This is a genomic window from Streptomyces zinciresistens K42, from assembly GCF_000225525.1.
GTDB lineage: Bacteria > Actinomycetota > Actinomycetes > Streptomycetales > Streptomycetaceae > Streptomyces > Streptomyces zinciresistens.
Genome location: NZ_AGBF01000050.1, coordinates 1 through 15236, shown reverse-complemented (window position 1 = coordinate 15236; position 15236 = coordinate 1). Strand labels below are relative to the sequence as shown.

The window sequence follows — 15236 nt, the reverse complement described above, 5'->3', positions numbered from 1 at the left end:
CCGGCTGACAGCCCGCGCCGCGGAGACCCGGGGCCTGCGCCCCGCCGCCCCGCCCCACGACCGCCCCAACCCGCAACGGAGCGAGCGGGGATGGCGTGAAAGGGCGCCAACCTCATTGCCCGACAGGGCAGTTGTGTGCCGCGAACCGGCGGTCTTCCGGCCGCCGCCCCGCCTCGGCGCACCCGGCCCCGAACCCGCTCCACCCGCCCCACCCGTCCCGCGTCCCCTCCCCTGGGCCGGACGGATGAAATCCGTCTGCTCCATCAGAGGTGCCGAGAGCGGCTGCCGGGCGGTACGGCAGACGCCTCGCCGATGATCCTCGGGTCGGCGCCCGGCCGACCCGAGCAGAGGAGTGGCCCGATGTCGCACCGAGAGGTCTCCCCGAGACGGCCGCACCGCCCGCGCCGCCGATGGGCCGCCGCCCTCGGCGCGGGCCTCGCCCTCCCCCTGGCCGTCGGCCTCCAGGGCCCGGCCACGGCGTCCGGCACACCGTCGCCCCCGGCACGCGACGGCCGCGTCCTCGACGTCCCCACGGCCGTGGCCGGCGGACTCCTCCACCCGGACGCCCCGCCCGCCGGGGCCGACGACTGGAACTGCCGCCCCACGCGCGAACACCCGCGCCCCGTCGTCCTGCTCCACGGGTCCGCCGCGAACGCCTTCAACAACTGGAGCATGCTCTCGCCCTATCTGAAGCGGCAGGGCTACTGCGTCTTCGCCCCCAACTACGGGGGTACGCCCGGCAATCCGTTCAAGGCCACCGGCCCCGTCCCGGAGTCCGCCCGCGAGATCGCCCGCTACGTCGACCGGGTGCGCGAGGCCACCGGAGCACGCCAGGTCGACATCGTCGGGCACTCCCAGGGCGGCGGCCCCACGCCCCGCTGGTACCTGCGGTTCGAGGGCGGCACGGACGCCGGCAACCCCCGGCGCAACAAGGTGCGCAGCCTCATCGCCCTCGCCCCCTCCAACCACGGCGGGAGCCTCTCCGGCATCGGGACCGTGACCACGCGACTCGGGCTCAACCCGGCCGTGTCCGCGGCCGTCGGCCAGGCGTGGTCGGACCAGATGGCCGGCTCCGCCGTCAACCGGAGACTGGACCGCGGCGGCGACACCCGGCCGGGCGTCCGGTACACGGTCGTCGCCACCCGGTACGACGTCTTCGCCACGCCCTACCGGAACAACTTCCTGAAGGCCGGCCCCGGCGCCACCGTACGGAACATCCTCATCCAGGACATCTGCCCCGACGACGTCTCCGACCACCTGTCGCTCGCCTACGACGCGAACGCCGCCCAGGTCGTCAGCAACGCCCTCGACCCCGCGCACGCCCGGCCGGTGCGCTGCGGGCTCACGCTGCCGCTGCTCGGCGGCTGACCCCGGGGACGTGCACCGCGGGGCCGTGCCGGTCCGTGCCGCCGTGGCCGAAGGGCCGCCGGCGGCGGCGCGCCCGGCCCGGCCCCCTCCCGTGCCGCACCGCCGCCCGGCATCCCGGCGGCGGCAACCCGCCCTCCGGTCAGGGATGTTCCCGTTTCCCGGGCGGCGACCGCGGGGTGCCGAGGCGGCGCCGCAGGAAGGGCTCCTGGGACAGGACGGCGCCCACGCTGAGGCCGACCGCGACCGCCACGCACACCACGATCAGCCAGGACAGCAGGACGAAGACCGAGCCCGCGGAACCGTAGTCGGTCAGCGCCCGGTCGAGGGCGCGCGGCATGTAGAAGTTCGCGGTCACCGACAGGCAGCTGACCGCGACCGCCGTGATCACGGCCCCCGGCAGCAGGGGTGCCCAGCGCACGGCGCCGCCGAGCAGCAGGTGCTGCGTCCACCACCACATGACCGCCTGCATGAGCAGGATGACCGGAAAGCCCAGCGCCACGCCGAGCCCGAACCCGTTGTGCAGCAGCCCCTGGACGACCAGCGCCCCCAGCCACAGGGCGATCCACGCCAGCCACCGCCACGGGGCGACCCTGGCCCCGGCCCGGGACAGCAACCAGGCCCGGCGGCACAGCCGTTGCACCGCACGGCTCACCGCCGTCGCCGACAGCAGCACCATCAGCGCGCCGATCAGCCCGGTCGCCTGGCGCAGTTCCTCGTTCGGCGGCGCGAACGCCTGCTCCACCTGCGCCTTCGTCTGCCCGCTCAGACCGAAGACGGCGCTGACGGAGGTGATGACCTGCTCCTGCACGGCCTCCGGGGCGTACGCCCCCAGCACGAACAGCAGCGGCACGGCCGTCAGGAAGCACTGCGCCGCGATCCGGGTGGCGGAGTCGAAGATGTTCACCGCGATCAAGCGGTCCACGATGCCGGTGACGACCGGCAGGCGCTCCTCCAGCCGGGCGTGCACGGCCCTCAGCCGGACCGCCCACGCCCCGAACACGGCCCGCCACCACGCCGCGCGCAGCGGCGCCGGGACCCGGCGCCCGGAGCCGGGTCCCCCCGCGGGCCCCTCCTGCCGGCCGGACGACGTCTCCATCACCCCAGGGTGCGCGACGAACCGCGCCCCGGCACCCCGCCGGGCGCACGGGGCCGCACGGGCGTCCGGGGCACGGGATGCGGCAGGTCGCGGCCGTGCGTACGCTCGACCCGTACGGCGCTCCCGAGGGGGTCGCCCATGCCCCGCGCCCGCGCCCGGCCCCGGCCCGGACCGCCCGCCCACGGGCCCGGCCCCTGCCCGCGCGCCGATCCGGGACCCCCGGCCTACCCTGATGCCGGGGGCGTTCGGGTGAAGCGCGCACCGGAAGGGCGGTCCGATGGACGACTACCCGCTGATCGAGAACCACGGCCTCCTCGGCGACCTCCAGACCGCGGCACTGGTGACGACCGACGGCAGCGTCGACTGGTTCTGCGCCCCCCGCTTCGACTCGCCCAGCGTGTTCGGGGCCCTCCTCGACAAGGACAGGGGCGGCCACTGCACCGTCCGGCCGCGGCACCCCTCGTACGCGACGAAGCAGTTGTACCTCCCCGACACGGCGATCCTCGTCACCCGCTTCATGACCGAGGCGGGCGCGGGCGAGGTCGTCGACTTCATGCCCGTCACCGGCACCACGGTCACCGAGCGCCACCGCCTGGTGCGCATGGTCCGCTGCGTGCGCGGCAGGATGCAGTTCGACATCGAAATAGCGCCCCGCTTCGACTACGGCAGGCAGCCGCACCGGCTGCACATCAGCGAGCGCGGGGCGGTCTTCACCGCCGAGGGCGGGGCGCGGCTGACCGTGCATCCGATCCGCGAGCCCGAGGACGAGCGGCTGCTCGACCTCCTCGTCGACCGCCGGGACGCCCTGCACTTCACCCTCACCCTCGAAGCGGGGCAGGAGCGCGGACTGGCCCTGGAGTGGGGCGCCGACGACCCGCCGAGGGAGCTGCGGCTCGCCGCGTACCGGGAACTCTTCGACGACACCGTGCGGTTCTGGCGGTCCTGGCTGCACCAGTCGCGCTACACGGGGCGCTGGCGCGAGAGCGTGGAACGCTCCGCGATCACCTTGAAGCTGATGACGTTCGCGCCCACCGGCGCCGTGGTCGCCGCCCCCACCGCGGCCCTGCCCGAACAACTGGGCGGCGAACGCAACTGGGACTACCGCTTCACCTGGATCCGGGACGCGTCCTTCTCCGTGTACGCCCTGCTGGGACTGGGCTTCAAGGACGAGGCCATGGCGTTCATCCGCTGGCTCGCCGACCGCGTCAAGGAGCGCGCGGGCAAGGACGGCGACACCGGCCCCCTCAACATCATGTACCGGGTGGACGGTTCCTCCGACCTGGACGAGCAGACCCTCGGCCACTGGGCGGGCTACGAGGGGTCCGCCCCCGTGCGCATCGGCAACGGCGCCGCCGGCCAGCTCCAGCTCGACATCTACGGAGAGGCCCTCGACAGCATCTACTTCGCCCACCGGCACGGCCTGCAACTGGGCCACCACGGCTGGCACGCGCTGCTGACGAACCTCGAATGGCTGGCCGACCACTGGGACCAGCCCGAGGAGGGCCTGTGGGAGACCCGCGGCGGCCGCCAGGACTTCACCTACGGCCGCGTCATGTCATGGGTGGCCTTCGACCGCGCCATCCGCCTCGCCGCGGCCAACGGCAGACCGGCGGCCATCGCCCGCTGGAAGCTGGCCCGCGACGCCTGCTACGGGCAGGTCATGACCAAGGGCTGGAGCGCGGGACGGCAGGCGTTCGTCCAGCACTACGGCAGCGACGTCCTCGACTCCTCGCTGCTGCGCATGTCGACCGTCGGCTTCCTCACCCCCGACGACCCGATGTGGACGTCGACGCTCACCGCCATGGAACAGGAACTGGTCAGCGACAGCCTCGTCTACCGCTACGACCCCGGCGCCTCGCCCGACGGCCTGCGCGGCGCGGAGGGCACGTTCTCGCTGTGCACCTTCATGTACGTCGACGCCCTGGCCCGCGCCGGACGGACCGACCGGGCCCGGCTGGTCCTGGAGAAGATGATGGGGTACGCCAACCATCTGGGCCTGTACTCCGAGGAGATCGCGCCGACCGGCCGCCAACTGGGCAACTTCCCGCAGGCGTTCACCCACCTCGCCCTCATCGACGCGGCGATCACCCTGAACGGCGCCCTCGACCGGAAGTGACCTCACGCGTCCCGCAGCAACCGGCACCGTGCTCTCCTTCGGGTTCGGGTTCGGGCTCGGGCGGGAGCCGGGGCGGGGCGTCCGCCGGCGGCTGGAGCGTGCAGTGCTCCGGGGTTCCGTCCGGGCCGTGGTCCTCGCGCGCTCAGCCGCCGGTGGCGAAGCCGGGGAAGAGCGTCATCCCGCCGTCCACGAACAGCGTGGTGCCCACCACGTAGTCCATGAGGTCCGAGGCGAGGCCGACGGCGGCGTGCGCGATGTCCTCGGGATCGCCGACGCGGTCGTACGGGATCAGCTTCAGCAGGTCCGCACGGGCCTCGGGGCTGTCCCAGGCGTCGCGGTTGATGGGGGTCCTGATGGCGCCGGGGGCGATGGCGTTCACCCGGATCCCCCGCGGCGCGAGTTCCTGGGCCAGGGTCTCCATCATCATCTGCACCCCGCCCTTGGACGAGGCGTAGTTGACGTGCCCGGCCCACGGGATGACCTGGTGCACGGAGCTCATGCAGATGATCTTCCCCGCGGCGCGCGACACCTCCGGGACCACACCGCGGCGCAGGAACTCCTTGGTGGCCTCCCGGGCGCACAGGAACTGGCCGGTGAGGTTGACGTCGAGGACCTTCCGCCACTGGGCGAGCGTCATCTCCGTGAAGGGGGCGTCGCGTTGGAGCCCGGCGTTGGCGACCAGGATGTCGATGGTGCCGAACTCCCCGACCATGCGGTCCACCATGGCGACGACCTGGTCCTCGTCGGAGACGTCCGCCTCGTGGGCCATCGCCCGCACGCCGAAGGACGTGATCTCCCCGACGACCCGCTCGGCCTCCTCGCGGCCGGACACGTAGTTGACGACCACGTCCGCCCCGGCCCGGCCCATCGCCACGGCCGTGGCCCGGCCGATCCCGGAGTTCGCGCCGGTCACCAGGGCCTTCTGGCCCGCGAGCAGAGGGAAGGGGACGAGGTCGCGGGGCGCGCCCTTCGGGGAAGTCACGGTCACGGTCTCCTGCCCGGCGGTGAGGCCCCCGGGCGGCCGCCCGGAGGTCAGGGCGCCACCCCATCACCCGGGCCGGGCGCGGGTGTACGGCGCGAGGCGCTGTTGCGCCGACCGGCCGAGCGACTTCGCCCGCGCGACGGCGGGTCGGTCAGCCCAGCCGTTCCAGGAGGTGGTCGCCCACCCGCAGGGCGTTCGCCATCGCCGTCAGCGACGGGTTGACCGCCCCGACGCTCGGGAAGAAGCTCGTGTCGACCACGTACAGGTTGTCGACCTCGTGCGCCCGGCAGTGCACGTCCAGCGCCGAGGACGCCGGGTCGGTGCCGAAGCGCACCGTGCCCGCCTGGTGCGCGGTGGCCCCGATCGGCATGCCCTTGTGCAGATAGATGCTGTGCGGCAGCAGACGGTGCTTGTGCATGCCCAGCCGCCCCAGCAGGTGCTGGAGCCTGTGCCGCAGCCGGCCGAGTCCGGCGGTGTTGTTGTGCTCGTCGAGCGTGAGCCGGATCTGGCCGTCGCTCTCCAGGGTGACCCGGTTCCCGGCCCGCGGCAGGTCCTCCCCGCACAGCCAGAAGTCGACGGCGTGGTGGGCCAGTACCGCGAAGGGCATGTCGGGCGTCACCGCCCCGGCCCAGCGCGGGGCCTCGCCGTGGATCTGCTCGGCGTCGGACTTGCCGAGCATCTGGATGCCGCCGAGCGGGAAGTCCCAGTCGTCGGCGCCCAGATACCAGTCGTGCAGCGCCAGCGTCTTCTGGAACGCCGTGTCGTTGGGCTCCTTCGACACGGCCATCAACGCCAGGTTGTTGTGCCGCATGTAGTGCCGGCCCACCACGCCGGAGCCGTTCGCCAGCCCGTCCGGGTGCCGGTCCCCGGCCGAGGCCAGCAGCAGCGCGGCCGAGTTGACCGCGCCGCAGGCCACGACGACCACGTCCGCCGCCAGCCGGGTCCGTCCGCCGTCGCCGAACTCCACCTCGACGGCGGTCACGCTGCGCCCCGCCGGATCGGTGTCCAGCCGGGTGACGCGCGCGTGGGTGAGCATCTCGACGTTCGGATGCCGCAGCGCCGGCTCCACGCAGACCACCTCGGCGTCCGACTTGCCCCGGACCAGGCACGGGAACCCGTCGACACGGTCGCAGCGGATGCACGCGCTGGAGGGGGTGGCGGCGCCGTGCGCGTCCTGGGTGAGGTCCACGCCGATGGGCAGGTGGAAGGGGTGCAGGCCCTGCTTCTCCAGGTCGTCGCTCAACTGCTGGATACGCGGCTCGTGTGCGACCGGGGGATGGGCGTACTGCGCGCTGTACGGGCCCTCCGTGGGGTCCTCGCCGTGCCGGCCGTGCACCCGGTAGAGGTGCTCCGCCCGGGTGTAGTACGGCTCCAGGTCCTCGTAGCGGATCGGCCAGGCGGGGGAGAGGCCGCCGTGGTGCCGGATCTCCCCGAAGTCCTCGGGCCGCAGCCGGAACAGGGCGGCCCCGTAGAACTTGGTGTTGCCGCCCACGTAGTAGTTCACCTCGGGCGGGAACTCCTCGCCGTGCCGGTCGAGCCAGAACTCGGGCGCGCGGTACCTGCCCTTGACGAACACGGCCGTGGAGTCCCAGTTGTCCCGCTCACGCGGCAGATGCCCGCCCCGCTCCAGGATCAGGACCCGCTTGCCCGAGGGCGCGAGCCGATGGGCGAGCGTTCCCCCGCCCGCCCCGGAGCCGATGATGATGACGTCGTACGGGGGGAAGTCGACGTCGGCCATGACGACCACCGTCCTCGCTGGGGTGGCCCCGCCGAGGCGGCGGCCCGGACGCGTTCTCGCGCCCCCTCCGAACGTATACGCCGTCCGGGGGAGCGGCATCCGCGCCGGGCGCCCGGCCCGGCGGCTCACAGCACGGCGATCGGGTTCACCGGGGAGCCGGTGGCCGACGGCAGCCGCAGCGGCGCCACCACGCACAGGAAGGGCCGGCGGGTCGCGTCCGGGACCGCGGTCAGCGCCTCGAAGTCCAGGTAGTCCAGCAGAGGGACCCCCAGCGCGTGCACCGCCAGGACGTGCGCCGGATAGTCCACGCCGGCCACCGCGCTCGGGGCCGCGTCGCTGTTGCCGTCCGAACCGAGCACCGCGACCCCGCGCCCGGCCACGAACCGCAGCGCCCGCGGATGCAGTCCCGCCCGCCCCTCGCCCGGGTCCCAGGGGCCGAGGGTGCGGCGGCGCAGCCGGTGCCCCAGGCGCACGAACAGCAGATCGCCCGGTCCCACGGTGACGCCCTGCGCCGCCTCGGCGGCCTCCAGGTGCCCGGCGCTCACCTGCTCGCCCGGCTCCAGCCACGGCCGGTCCCACAGCCGGGGGACGTCCAGCAGCACGCCGCGCCCGACGATCCCGTCCCGCACCAGGTCCAGCGTCAGCGCCCCGGCGTGCTCCGGCGTCACCGCCCCCGCCGGGACCCCGCCGTGCAGCTCGCCGTCGAACATCACGTGGCACAGCGCGTCGAGATGGCTGTCGGCGTCACCGTGCACGTTCATCGCGAACCGGTCGCGGGCGAAGTGCACCCCCTCGGCGACGGACTCCCCGGGCGCCGGCGCGATCATCCGGTACGAGGCGGGCTGCGGATCGTCGGGTCCCCGTACCGTCCCGATCGGCGCGGCCAGGGAGACCGTACGGCCGGTGCGCACCTCCCGGGCGGCGGCCGCGACCCGCTCCGGGGTCAGCCGGACCAGGGCGCCGCGCGGTCCGGCCGCGGCGCCCGCCGCCTCGCACAGCCCGCGGTGCAGCGCGCGGAACGACTCGCCGGACATGCGCGGCCCGGGGCGGGCGGGCGCCGGAACGGGACGCGGGACACCGGTGCTCATGGGGTCGCCTCCTCTCAGGTGCTCCCGGTACGGCCCCCGGCCGGCGCGGGCCCGCCCACGGGCGGCACGGCACGGCCGGCCGGCAGCAGCTGGACCGTCGCGAACCCGACGACCGAGGCGAGGATCACCACCGGGGTCATCTCGGTACCGCCCATGACCAGGACGACCAGGACCGCGCTGCTCACCGGCAGCCGCAGCGCCGCGGCGGCGGCCGCCGCCATGCCCGCGGCCAGCCCCGGCACCACGCCCAGCCCGGGAAGCGGCGCCAGCAGCACACCCGCCGCGCCCCCGAGGAACAGCGCGGGAAAGATCGGGCCGCCGCGCAGGGCGCCCAGGCACAGCGCGTACGCCAGCCCCTTGAACACCAGGACCGCCACGAGCGCGCCGACGCCCCAGGAGTGCGGGTTCTGCGCGAGCTGGGCCAGCGGGCCCTGGCCGGAGGAGGCCACGTCCACCGGCGAGCGGTCCGTGGCCAGCGCGTAGAGCGCGCCGCACACCCCGGCGGCCAGCGCGCACAGCACCGTGCGAGGAAGGGTCCGTCCGGCGGTGAACACCGCGGTCAGCCGCCCGGCGTCGATGATCAGGTGCAGGGCCAGACCGATCGCGACGGCCATCGGGACGGCCCAGAGCACGTCCCCCGCGTCCAGGCGCGGCGACGGCACGCCCACGGTCAGCGACAGGTCGCCGGTGGACAGCCCCGTCCAGCGGCCGAACCCGGTGAAGACGAGCGAGCCGATGCCGCTGGACAGCAGCGCCGGGAGCATGACGGCGAACAGCCGCGGACCGCCCACCCCCGCCACCTCTATCAGGATCACCGCTCCGACCAGCGGGCTGCCGAAGATCGCCGGGAGTGCGGCGGCGGCGCCCGCCGCGCCGAGGAGGGCGGCGCTCCGGTCGGTCACCGGGGCCCGCGCCGCCTTCGCGAGCAGCAGGGCCAGACCGCCGCCGAGCGCGATCAGGGGCGCCTCCGGGCCGAGGGTCGCCCCCAGCGGCAGGCTCGCCAGGGCCGCGAGGACGACACCCGGCAGCGCCGCCGGGGAGAGGCCGGGAGCGTGCAGACCGGCGGCGGGAACGTGCCCGCCCGCCCCCGGCAGATGCCGGACGATCAGTCCGACGAGCAGTCCGGACAGGGTCAGCAGGGGCAGCGGCCACCACCAGGGCGGGGTGTTCCAGCCCAGTCCCCGCGGCAGATCGGACCACACCAGGTGTTCCAGCTCGTGCAGGCCCGCCAGGAACCAGAACGCGGCCAGCGAGACCGGCACGCCGATGAGCGCGGAGAAGAGCAGCGCCTTCTGGTAGGCGGGGGTGCGCAGCAGCTCGCGCAGCCGGTCGGCCTCCTCCGGCTGGGTGCGTCCGGCGGAGGTGTCCGTGCCCGCCGGCTCCGTGCCCGCCGGCTCCCCGCCGGTCCGCTCCCCGCCGGTCCGCTCCCCGCCCGTCAAGCGAGGATCCGGCGCTTCTGGGCCTCGAACTCCTCGTCGGTGAGCACCCCTTGGGCCTTGAGGTCACCGAGCTGCTTCAACTGCTCGATCTTCGTGGTCATGTCGTCGGCGTTCGGCTGAGGCTGAGGCTGCGGCTCGGCGGGCGCGGCGGGCGCCTGGCGCCCGCCGCGCCCGCCCTGCTCGCGGTCCTGCTCGGCCCAGCGGCCCGCCTGCCGCCGGGAGACACGCTGGGACACGGCCGTCGCCGTGCCCGAGATGACGGCGGTGCGGGCGACACCGCGAAGGAGTCCTGGCATGTCGTTCCACTCCCTGTGCTCGCGAGCCCCCCGGGTCGGTACCTGGTGCGGTTCAGCGGCCGGTGGCCGCGGCGCCCGCGGAGGCCGCCTCCGCCGCCTCCAGCGAGGCCGTCAGCGCGTCCACGGAGATCCGCCCGCCCGCCACCACCTCGGCCCCGCCGCGCCGCAGCGCACGCGCGAGGGGCGCGGCCCACAGGTTCTCGTACACGATGACGGCGGCGGAGTTCCCGGCCTCCAGCGCGGCCCCGGCCTCGTCCAGGTCGCCCTGGTCCAGCAGGCCGGAGGAGGCGCCCTCGAACACGGTCAGATCGACCTCGTCGCCGGTGTCGCGCAGTTCCACCGCGGTGACCGAACCGTCGGTGTCCTTGCGGACGAAGACGAGGTCCAGGACGCGGATGACACCGCGCTCGACCAGGTCGACGAGCAGGGGCAGGCCCTCGCCCGTCATACGGCTGCCCGGAAACTCGACGATCAGGTAGTCGACGGGCCCCATGTCCCCGATGTCCTGCTGCATGGCCACTCCTCAGGTCCTCGAAAGCGCGTCGGGCCCGGCCGCGCCCGCGCCGCGGGATCGCGCACACCGGCCGGAGGCACGGCCCTTCAGCCATTGCAGCACCAGGCCCGGTCCGCTGCATGTCCACGCGTCCGGTGGGAGCGGCCGCGGCACGGACACCCGGCGCCCGGCCGGAATCCCACAGCCGTGACCGGGAGCGCGGGGGGCGGCGGCGCGGAGCTCGCGGCCACCGCGCGGTCCTGCCGCGCGAGGAGCCGGGGGCGTACGCCGCCCCGTTCCCCGGTTTCCCGCCGAGCCTGCCCGCCTCGGCCCGCCTCGGCCCGCCTCGGCCCGCGCGGCCCGGCAGCCGCCCGCCGATCGTGCGCCGCCCCCTGTGCACCGGCCGCCCATCGAGGACACTGGGCAGCAGGAGAGGGGAGGCCGACCGTGCTGACCGTGTTCCGTGACCACCTGGGCCAGGCCCTGTTCCGCCGGGTCGCCGGGCCCGACGGGCCCACGACACGCGCCCGCATCCATGAGACGCCCGGCCCGCGCTGGTTCGGCCCGGACCGCCCGATCCGCACGGTCCACGGCGACGCGTCCATGTTCATCGGCGGCCTCAGCGCCCTGCTGCTGCAGTCCCTGCACCCCCTCGCCATGGCGGCGGTCGCCGGCCACTCCGGCTACCGCGGCGATCCGTGGGGCCGACTCCAGCGCACCAGCACCTTCCTCGCCGTGACGACCTTCGGCACCGCCGACGACGCCCGCCTCGCCGTCGACCACGTCCGCGCCATCCACGAACGCATCCGCGGGGCGACGGCCGAGGGGGAGCCGTACCACGCGGCCGACCCGCACCTCCTGAGCTGGGTGCACGCCGCGGAGACGGACAGCTTCCTGCGCGCCCACCAGCGCTACGGCGCCCGCCCGCTGGACCCGGCCGGCCAGGACGGCTACGTCGCCGACACCGCCCGGGTCGCCGAGGCGCTCGGTGTGGCCGACCCGCCGCGCGACCGCCGCGAGCTGTCCGAGCGGCTGGCGGCCCACCGGCCCGAACTGCGGGCCACGGCCGAGGCGCGCGCCGCCGCCCGGTTCATCCTCTTCCAGCCGCCCCTGCCCCTGGCGGTGCGCCCCTTCTACGGCGGCCTCGCCGCGAACTCCGTCGCCCTGCTGCCGCCGTGGGCGCGGGGCATGCTGCGGCTGCCCCGGGTGCCGGTCGTCGAGGATCTGGCGGTACGCCCCACCGGCCGGGCCCTGACCCGCACCATCCGCTGGGCGATGAGCCCGCGCCGGCCGTCCCCGCCCACGTGAGCCACGGCGTCACGTGTCCCGCGTCCAGGCCCGGGTGCCGAAGGAAGCGGACGCGCGGGACGCCACCCGGGCCGCCGCCCGCAGGGCGCCGGCGAGGTCCGGCCCGGTCAGCCGGGCCCGTCCCGCGAGATGACGGGTGAGCGCGCCGTGCAGGACGTCGCCCCGCGCCGAGGATGCACCGCCACCGCCACCGCCACGGCCACCGCCGGGCCCGGCCGGACCGCGCGTCCGCCGGTGAAATCCCTTGCGTGCGACGCTCGTCGACAGCCCGCCGGTTCCCGGCAGCCGGTGGACGGGCCGCTGAGGCGCCGCGCGGCCGGGGCCGGGCGGCGCCTCAGCGGCCCGTCCACCGCGCCCGGACAGCCCCGTCGGTCCGCGCCGCGGCAGGCTCCGGCGCTCCGGGCCGGTCCGGAACGGACGACTTTCCTCCGTATCCATTGACAGGTCCAGACCAAGGCGAGACGCTGAGAGCGCTCTCAGAACCCGCACCGGCCCTCGTCGAACGGAGATAAGGGATGTTGAGGACGCTCGAACGCCGGGTCGCAGCCACGGGGTTGTCCCTCGCCACGGTGGCCGCAGGTTCACTGCTGGCGACCGGATGGAGCACCCCGGCCCAGGCCGCCGTCCCGGCGACGATCCCCCTGAAGATCACCAACAACTCTGCCCGCGGTGACCAGGTGTACATCTACAACCTGGGCACCGAGCTGTCGACCGGCCGCCAGGGCTGGGCGGACGCGAACGGGACCTTCCGCCCGTGGCCCGCGGGCGGCAACCCGCCGACCCCCGCTCCCGACGCCGCCATCACCGGGCCCGCGGCCGGGCGCTCGATGACCATCCGCATGCCCAAGTTCTCCGGCCGCGTCTACTTCTCCTACGGTCAGAAGCTGGTCTTCAAGCTGACCACCGGCGGTCTGGTCCAGCCCGCGGTGCAGAACCCGAGCGACCCCAACCGCAACATCCTGTTCAACTGGTCGGAGTACACGCTCAACGACTCCGGTCTGTGGATCAACAGCACCCAGGTCGACATGTTCTCGGTGCCGTACACGGTCGGGGTGCGGCGGTCCGACGGCACCGCCGCCAGTGCCGGACGCCTCAAGGCCGGCGGGTACAAGGGCTTCTTCTCCGCCCTCCGGGGGCAGTCGGGCGGCTGGTCCAACCTGATCCAGACCCGCCCCGACGGCACGGTGCTGCGCGCCCTGTCGCCGCTGTACGGAGTGGAGACGGGCGCGCTGCCCGCCTCGGTCATGGACGACTACGTCAACCGCGTCTGGCGGAAGTACACGAGTTCGACGCTGACCGTCACGCCGTTCGCCAACCAGCCGTCCGTCAAGTACTTCGGGCGGGTCTCCGGCAACGTCATGAACTTCACCAACACCTCCGGCGCCGTCGTCACCAGCTTCGAGAAGCCGGACGCCTCCTCGGTCTTCGGCTGCCACCGCAAGCTCGACGCGCCGAACGACCAGGTGCGCGGCCCGATCTCGCGCACCCTGTGCGCCGGATTCAACCGCTCCACGCTGCTGGTGAACGCCAATCAGCCGGACGCGGGCTCCGGCTCCTTCTACAAGGACGGCGTCACCAACCAGTACGCCCGCAGGATCCACGAACAGATGGCCGACGGCAAGGCGTACGCCTTCGCCTTCGACGACGTGGGCCAGCAGGAGTCCCTCGTCTACGCCGGGACCCCGGTCCAGGCCGACCTCACGCTCGACCCCCTGAACTGAGGACGGGCGGGACGGCGGGCCGCGCACGCGCGGCCCGCTTTTCCGGCCGGGGGTGAGGCAACGCGGCGCGTCCCTTCGGGTGTCGTGCGGGCGAGATCGTCAATATCGGCGCGCCCAAGGGCGATTCGGGACATTCCTTACCTATTGTTTCGTATTCGTAAGGAACCGGCTCGAAATGGGTCGCATTCACCTCACTCCACCGGAGATGACATGCACAAGCTTCGCAAGGCCGCCGTCGTGGTCGCCGCCATCGGCACCGCCGGACTCCTGGCCTCCGGCACCGCGTACGCCGACGGCCCGCAGGGCAACGACTACAAAGTCCAGCAGAGCACGCAGTGCAAGTCCCACGACCTGAACATCGACATCCTCGGCGTCGTCGGCCTGCTCAACGGAGTGCTGGGCAACGGCCTCAACGGCGAGGGCAACTCGGGCAGCCAGAGCACCGAGCTGGGCTCGACGATGGGCTGCAGCAACACCGCCTTCTGACGGACGGTCCCTTGCCGCATCACGTCAGGCGGCCGGCCCCGTGGCCGGCCGCCCGGCCGTGTCCGGACCGTCGAGCCCGAACAGTCGCGCCGCGTTGTCGTGGCACACGGCCCGCAGCCACCGCGCGCCCAGCCCCAGCCCTTCGAGGGCCCGCAGCTGGTGGAGGTAGGGGTAGGGGATGGCGGGGAAGTCGGAGCCGAGCAGCACCCGGTCGCCCAGGTCCGCCAGCCGCGGCAGGGCCCGGCGGGGGAACGGCATCAGCTTCTCGGTGAAGTCGGTGAACGCCATGGTGGTGTCCAGCCGCACCTCCCCGTACCGTTCGGCCAGGTCCAGGAACTCCTCGTACTCGGGCATCCCCAGGTGGGCCACGACCAGCCGCAGATCCGGATGCCGCGCGAGGACCTCCGCGATCGGCCCCGGCCCGGTGTGCTTGCCCGGTGCGGGCCCCGAACCGCAGTGGATCACCACCGGGATTCCCGCCTCCGCCAGCAACCCCCAGGCGGGGCGCAGCAGTTCGTCGGCCGGATCGTAGGCCCCCACCTGGACGTGCGCCTTGAAGACGCGCGCCCCCGCCGCCACGGCCTCCCGGACGTACTCCTCGACGCCGGGCTCCGGGAAGAGGGTCGCGGTGTGCAGGCAGTCGGGGGTCCGGCGGGCGAAGCCGACCGCCCACGTGTTCAGCCAGCGGGCCATGCCCGGCTTGTGCGGATAGAGCATCGCGGTGAAGGCGCGCACGCCGAACTCCCGTAGCAGTGCCGCCCGTTCGTCCTCCTCCGCCCGGTAGGTGATCGGCCACGCGACGCCGCCGGTCAGCGGGCCGAGCGCGTCGAAGTAGGCCCACACCTTGCGCAGCACACGCTCCGGCATGAAGTGCGTGTGGACGTCGACCAGTCCGGGAAGCCCCAGCTCCCGCCAGAAGCGGCGGACCTCACCGGCTTCCGCGCCGTCGCGCCGCGCACTGTCCAAGGGCCACTCTCCTCCCGCGACCGAGCCGGACACCCGACGGAGCATGACAGCCCGCCTACGGCACGTCCACCCGTGCCGAGACGTCTCCCGCGGCCCGGGTCCCGGCGCGTCACCGCGCGGGTCCCGGCGCGTCACACGA

At 74.3% G+C, this 15236-nt stretch carries 13 protein-coding genes; 5 read left to right on the top strand and 8 right to left on the bottom strand.

All coding sequences use genetic code 11. From position 1 onward, the window contains the following. Window positions 1-360 precede the first annotated feature (360 nt). Window positions 361-1368: an esterase/lipase family protein gene (locus tag SZN_RS16740; protein WP_007496469.1), complete on the top strand. Its 1008-nt coding sequence runs from the start codon at window positions 361-363 to the stop codon at window positions 1366-1368. 139 nt (window positions 1369-1507) lie between these two features. Here the strand turns inward: SZN_RS16740 and SZN_RS16735 are convergent, their stop codons facing one another. Continuing rightward, window positions 1508-2464: a YhjD/YihY/BrkB family envelope integrity protein gene (locus SZN_RS16735; protein ID WP_007496468.1), complete on the bottom strand. Its 957-nt coding sequence runs from the start codon at window positions 2462-2464 to the stop codon at window positions 1508-1510. A gap of 277 nt (window positions 2465-2741) precedes the next feature. Between SZN_RS16735 and SZN_RS16730 the strand changes: the two genes are divergently transcribed. Further along, window positions 2742-4580: a glycoside hydrolase family 15 protein gene (locus tag SZN_RS16730; RefSeq protein ID WP_007496466.1), complete on the top strand. Its 1839-nt coding sequence runs from the start codon at window positions 2742-2744 to the stop codon at window positions 4578-4580. A 142-nt stretch (window positions 4581-4722) separates the two neighbouring features. On the opposite strand, the gene SZN_RS16725 is transcribed toward SZN_RS16730, so the two are convergent. The 6 genes from SZN_RS16725 to SZN_RS16700 all read right to left on the bottom strand — a co-directional run bounded on the left by SZN_RS16725 (window position 4723) and on the right by SZN_RS16700 (window position 10637). Further along, window positions 4723-5562, bottom strand: coding sequence for an SDR family oxidoreductase (locus SZN_RS16725; RefSeq protein ID WP_244313370.1), 840 nt, complete (start codon window positions 5560-5562; stop codon window positions 4723-4725). Window positions 5563-5713: 151 nt separating this feature from the next. Further along, window positions 5714-7300: a GMC oxidoreductase gene (locus tag SZN_RS16720; RefSeq protein WP_043731181.1), complete on the bottom strand. Its 1587-nt coding sequence runs from the start codon at window positions 7298-7300 to the stop codon at window positions 5714-5716. 125 nt (window positions 7301-7425) lie between these two features. Continuing rightward, the gene (locus tag SZN_RS16715; protein WP_007496460.1) at window positions 7426-8388 is read right to left on the bottom strand and encodes a cyclase family protein; all 963 of its coding nucleotides are present in this window, start codon (window positions 8386-8388) and stop codon (window positions 7426-7428) included. Between the two features lie 14 nt (window positions 8389-8402). Beyond that, complete coding sequence (locus SZN_RS16710; RefSeq protein ID WP_007496459.1) at window positions 8403-9827, bottom strand: chloride channel protein; 1425 nt, start codon at window positions 9825-9827, stop codon at window positions 8403-8405. Next, a complete protein-coding gene (locus SZN_RS16705) occupies window positions 9824-10123 on the bottom strand; it encodes an SHOCT domain-containing protein (RefSeq protein ID WP_007496456.1) in 300 nt (99 codons plus the stop codon). Before SZN_RS16705 ends, SZN_RS16710 begins: the two co-directional genes overlap by 4 nt. A 52-nt stretch (window positions 10124-10175) precedes the next feature. Next, on the bottom strand, window positions 10176-10637 hold the full coding sequence (locus SZN_RS16700) for a DUF6325 family protein (RefSeq protein ID WP_007496454.1): 462 nt from the start codon (window positions 10635-10637) through the stop codon (window positions 10176-10178). A gap of 426 nt (window positions 10638-11063) precedes the next feature. Here SZN_RS16700 and SZN_RS16695 point away from each other — a divergent pair, with 426 nt between their 5' ends. The 3 genes from SZN_RS16695 (at window position 11064) to SZN_RS16685 (ending at window position 14131) form a co-directional block, all read left to right on the top strand. Beyond that, window positions 11064-11924 (top strand): oxygenase MpaB family protein, encoded by an 861-nt coding sequence (locus SZN_RS16695; protein ID WP_007496452.1) that lies wholly within the window; start codon window positions 11064-11066, stop codon window positions 11922-11924. 515 nt (window positions 11925-12439) lie between these two features. After that, on the top strand, window positions 12440-13645 hold the full coding sequence (locus SZN_RS16690) for a glycoside hydrolase family 64 protein (protein WP_007496451.1): 1206 nt from the start codon (window positions 12440-12442) through the stop codon (window positions 13643-13645). 210 nt (window positions 13646-13855) lie between these two features. Further along, on the top strand, window positions 13856-14131 hold the full coding sequence (locus SZN_RS16685) for a hypothetical protein (protein WP_007496449.1): 276 nt from the start codon (window positions 13856-13858) through the stop codon (window positions 14129-14131). Window positions 14132-14155: 24 nt separating this feature from the next. Here SZN_RS16685 and SZN_RS16680 read toward each other — a convergent pair whose 3' ends face one another. Continuing rightward, entirely contained in the window at window positions 14156-15097 is a 942-nt protein-coding gene (locus tag SZN_RS16680; RefSeq protein WP_007496447.1) for an amidohydrolase family protein, read from the bottom strand. Between the last annotated feature and the right edge of the window lie 139 nt (window positions 15098-15236).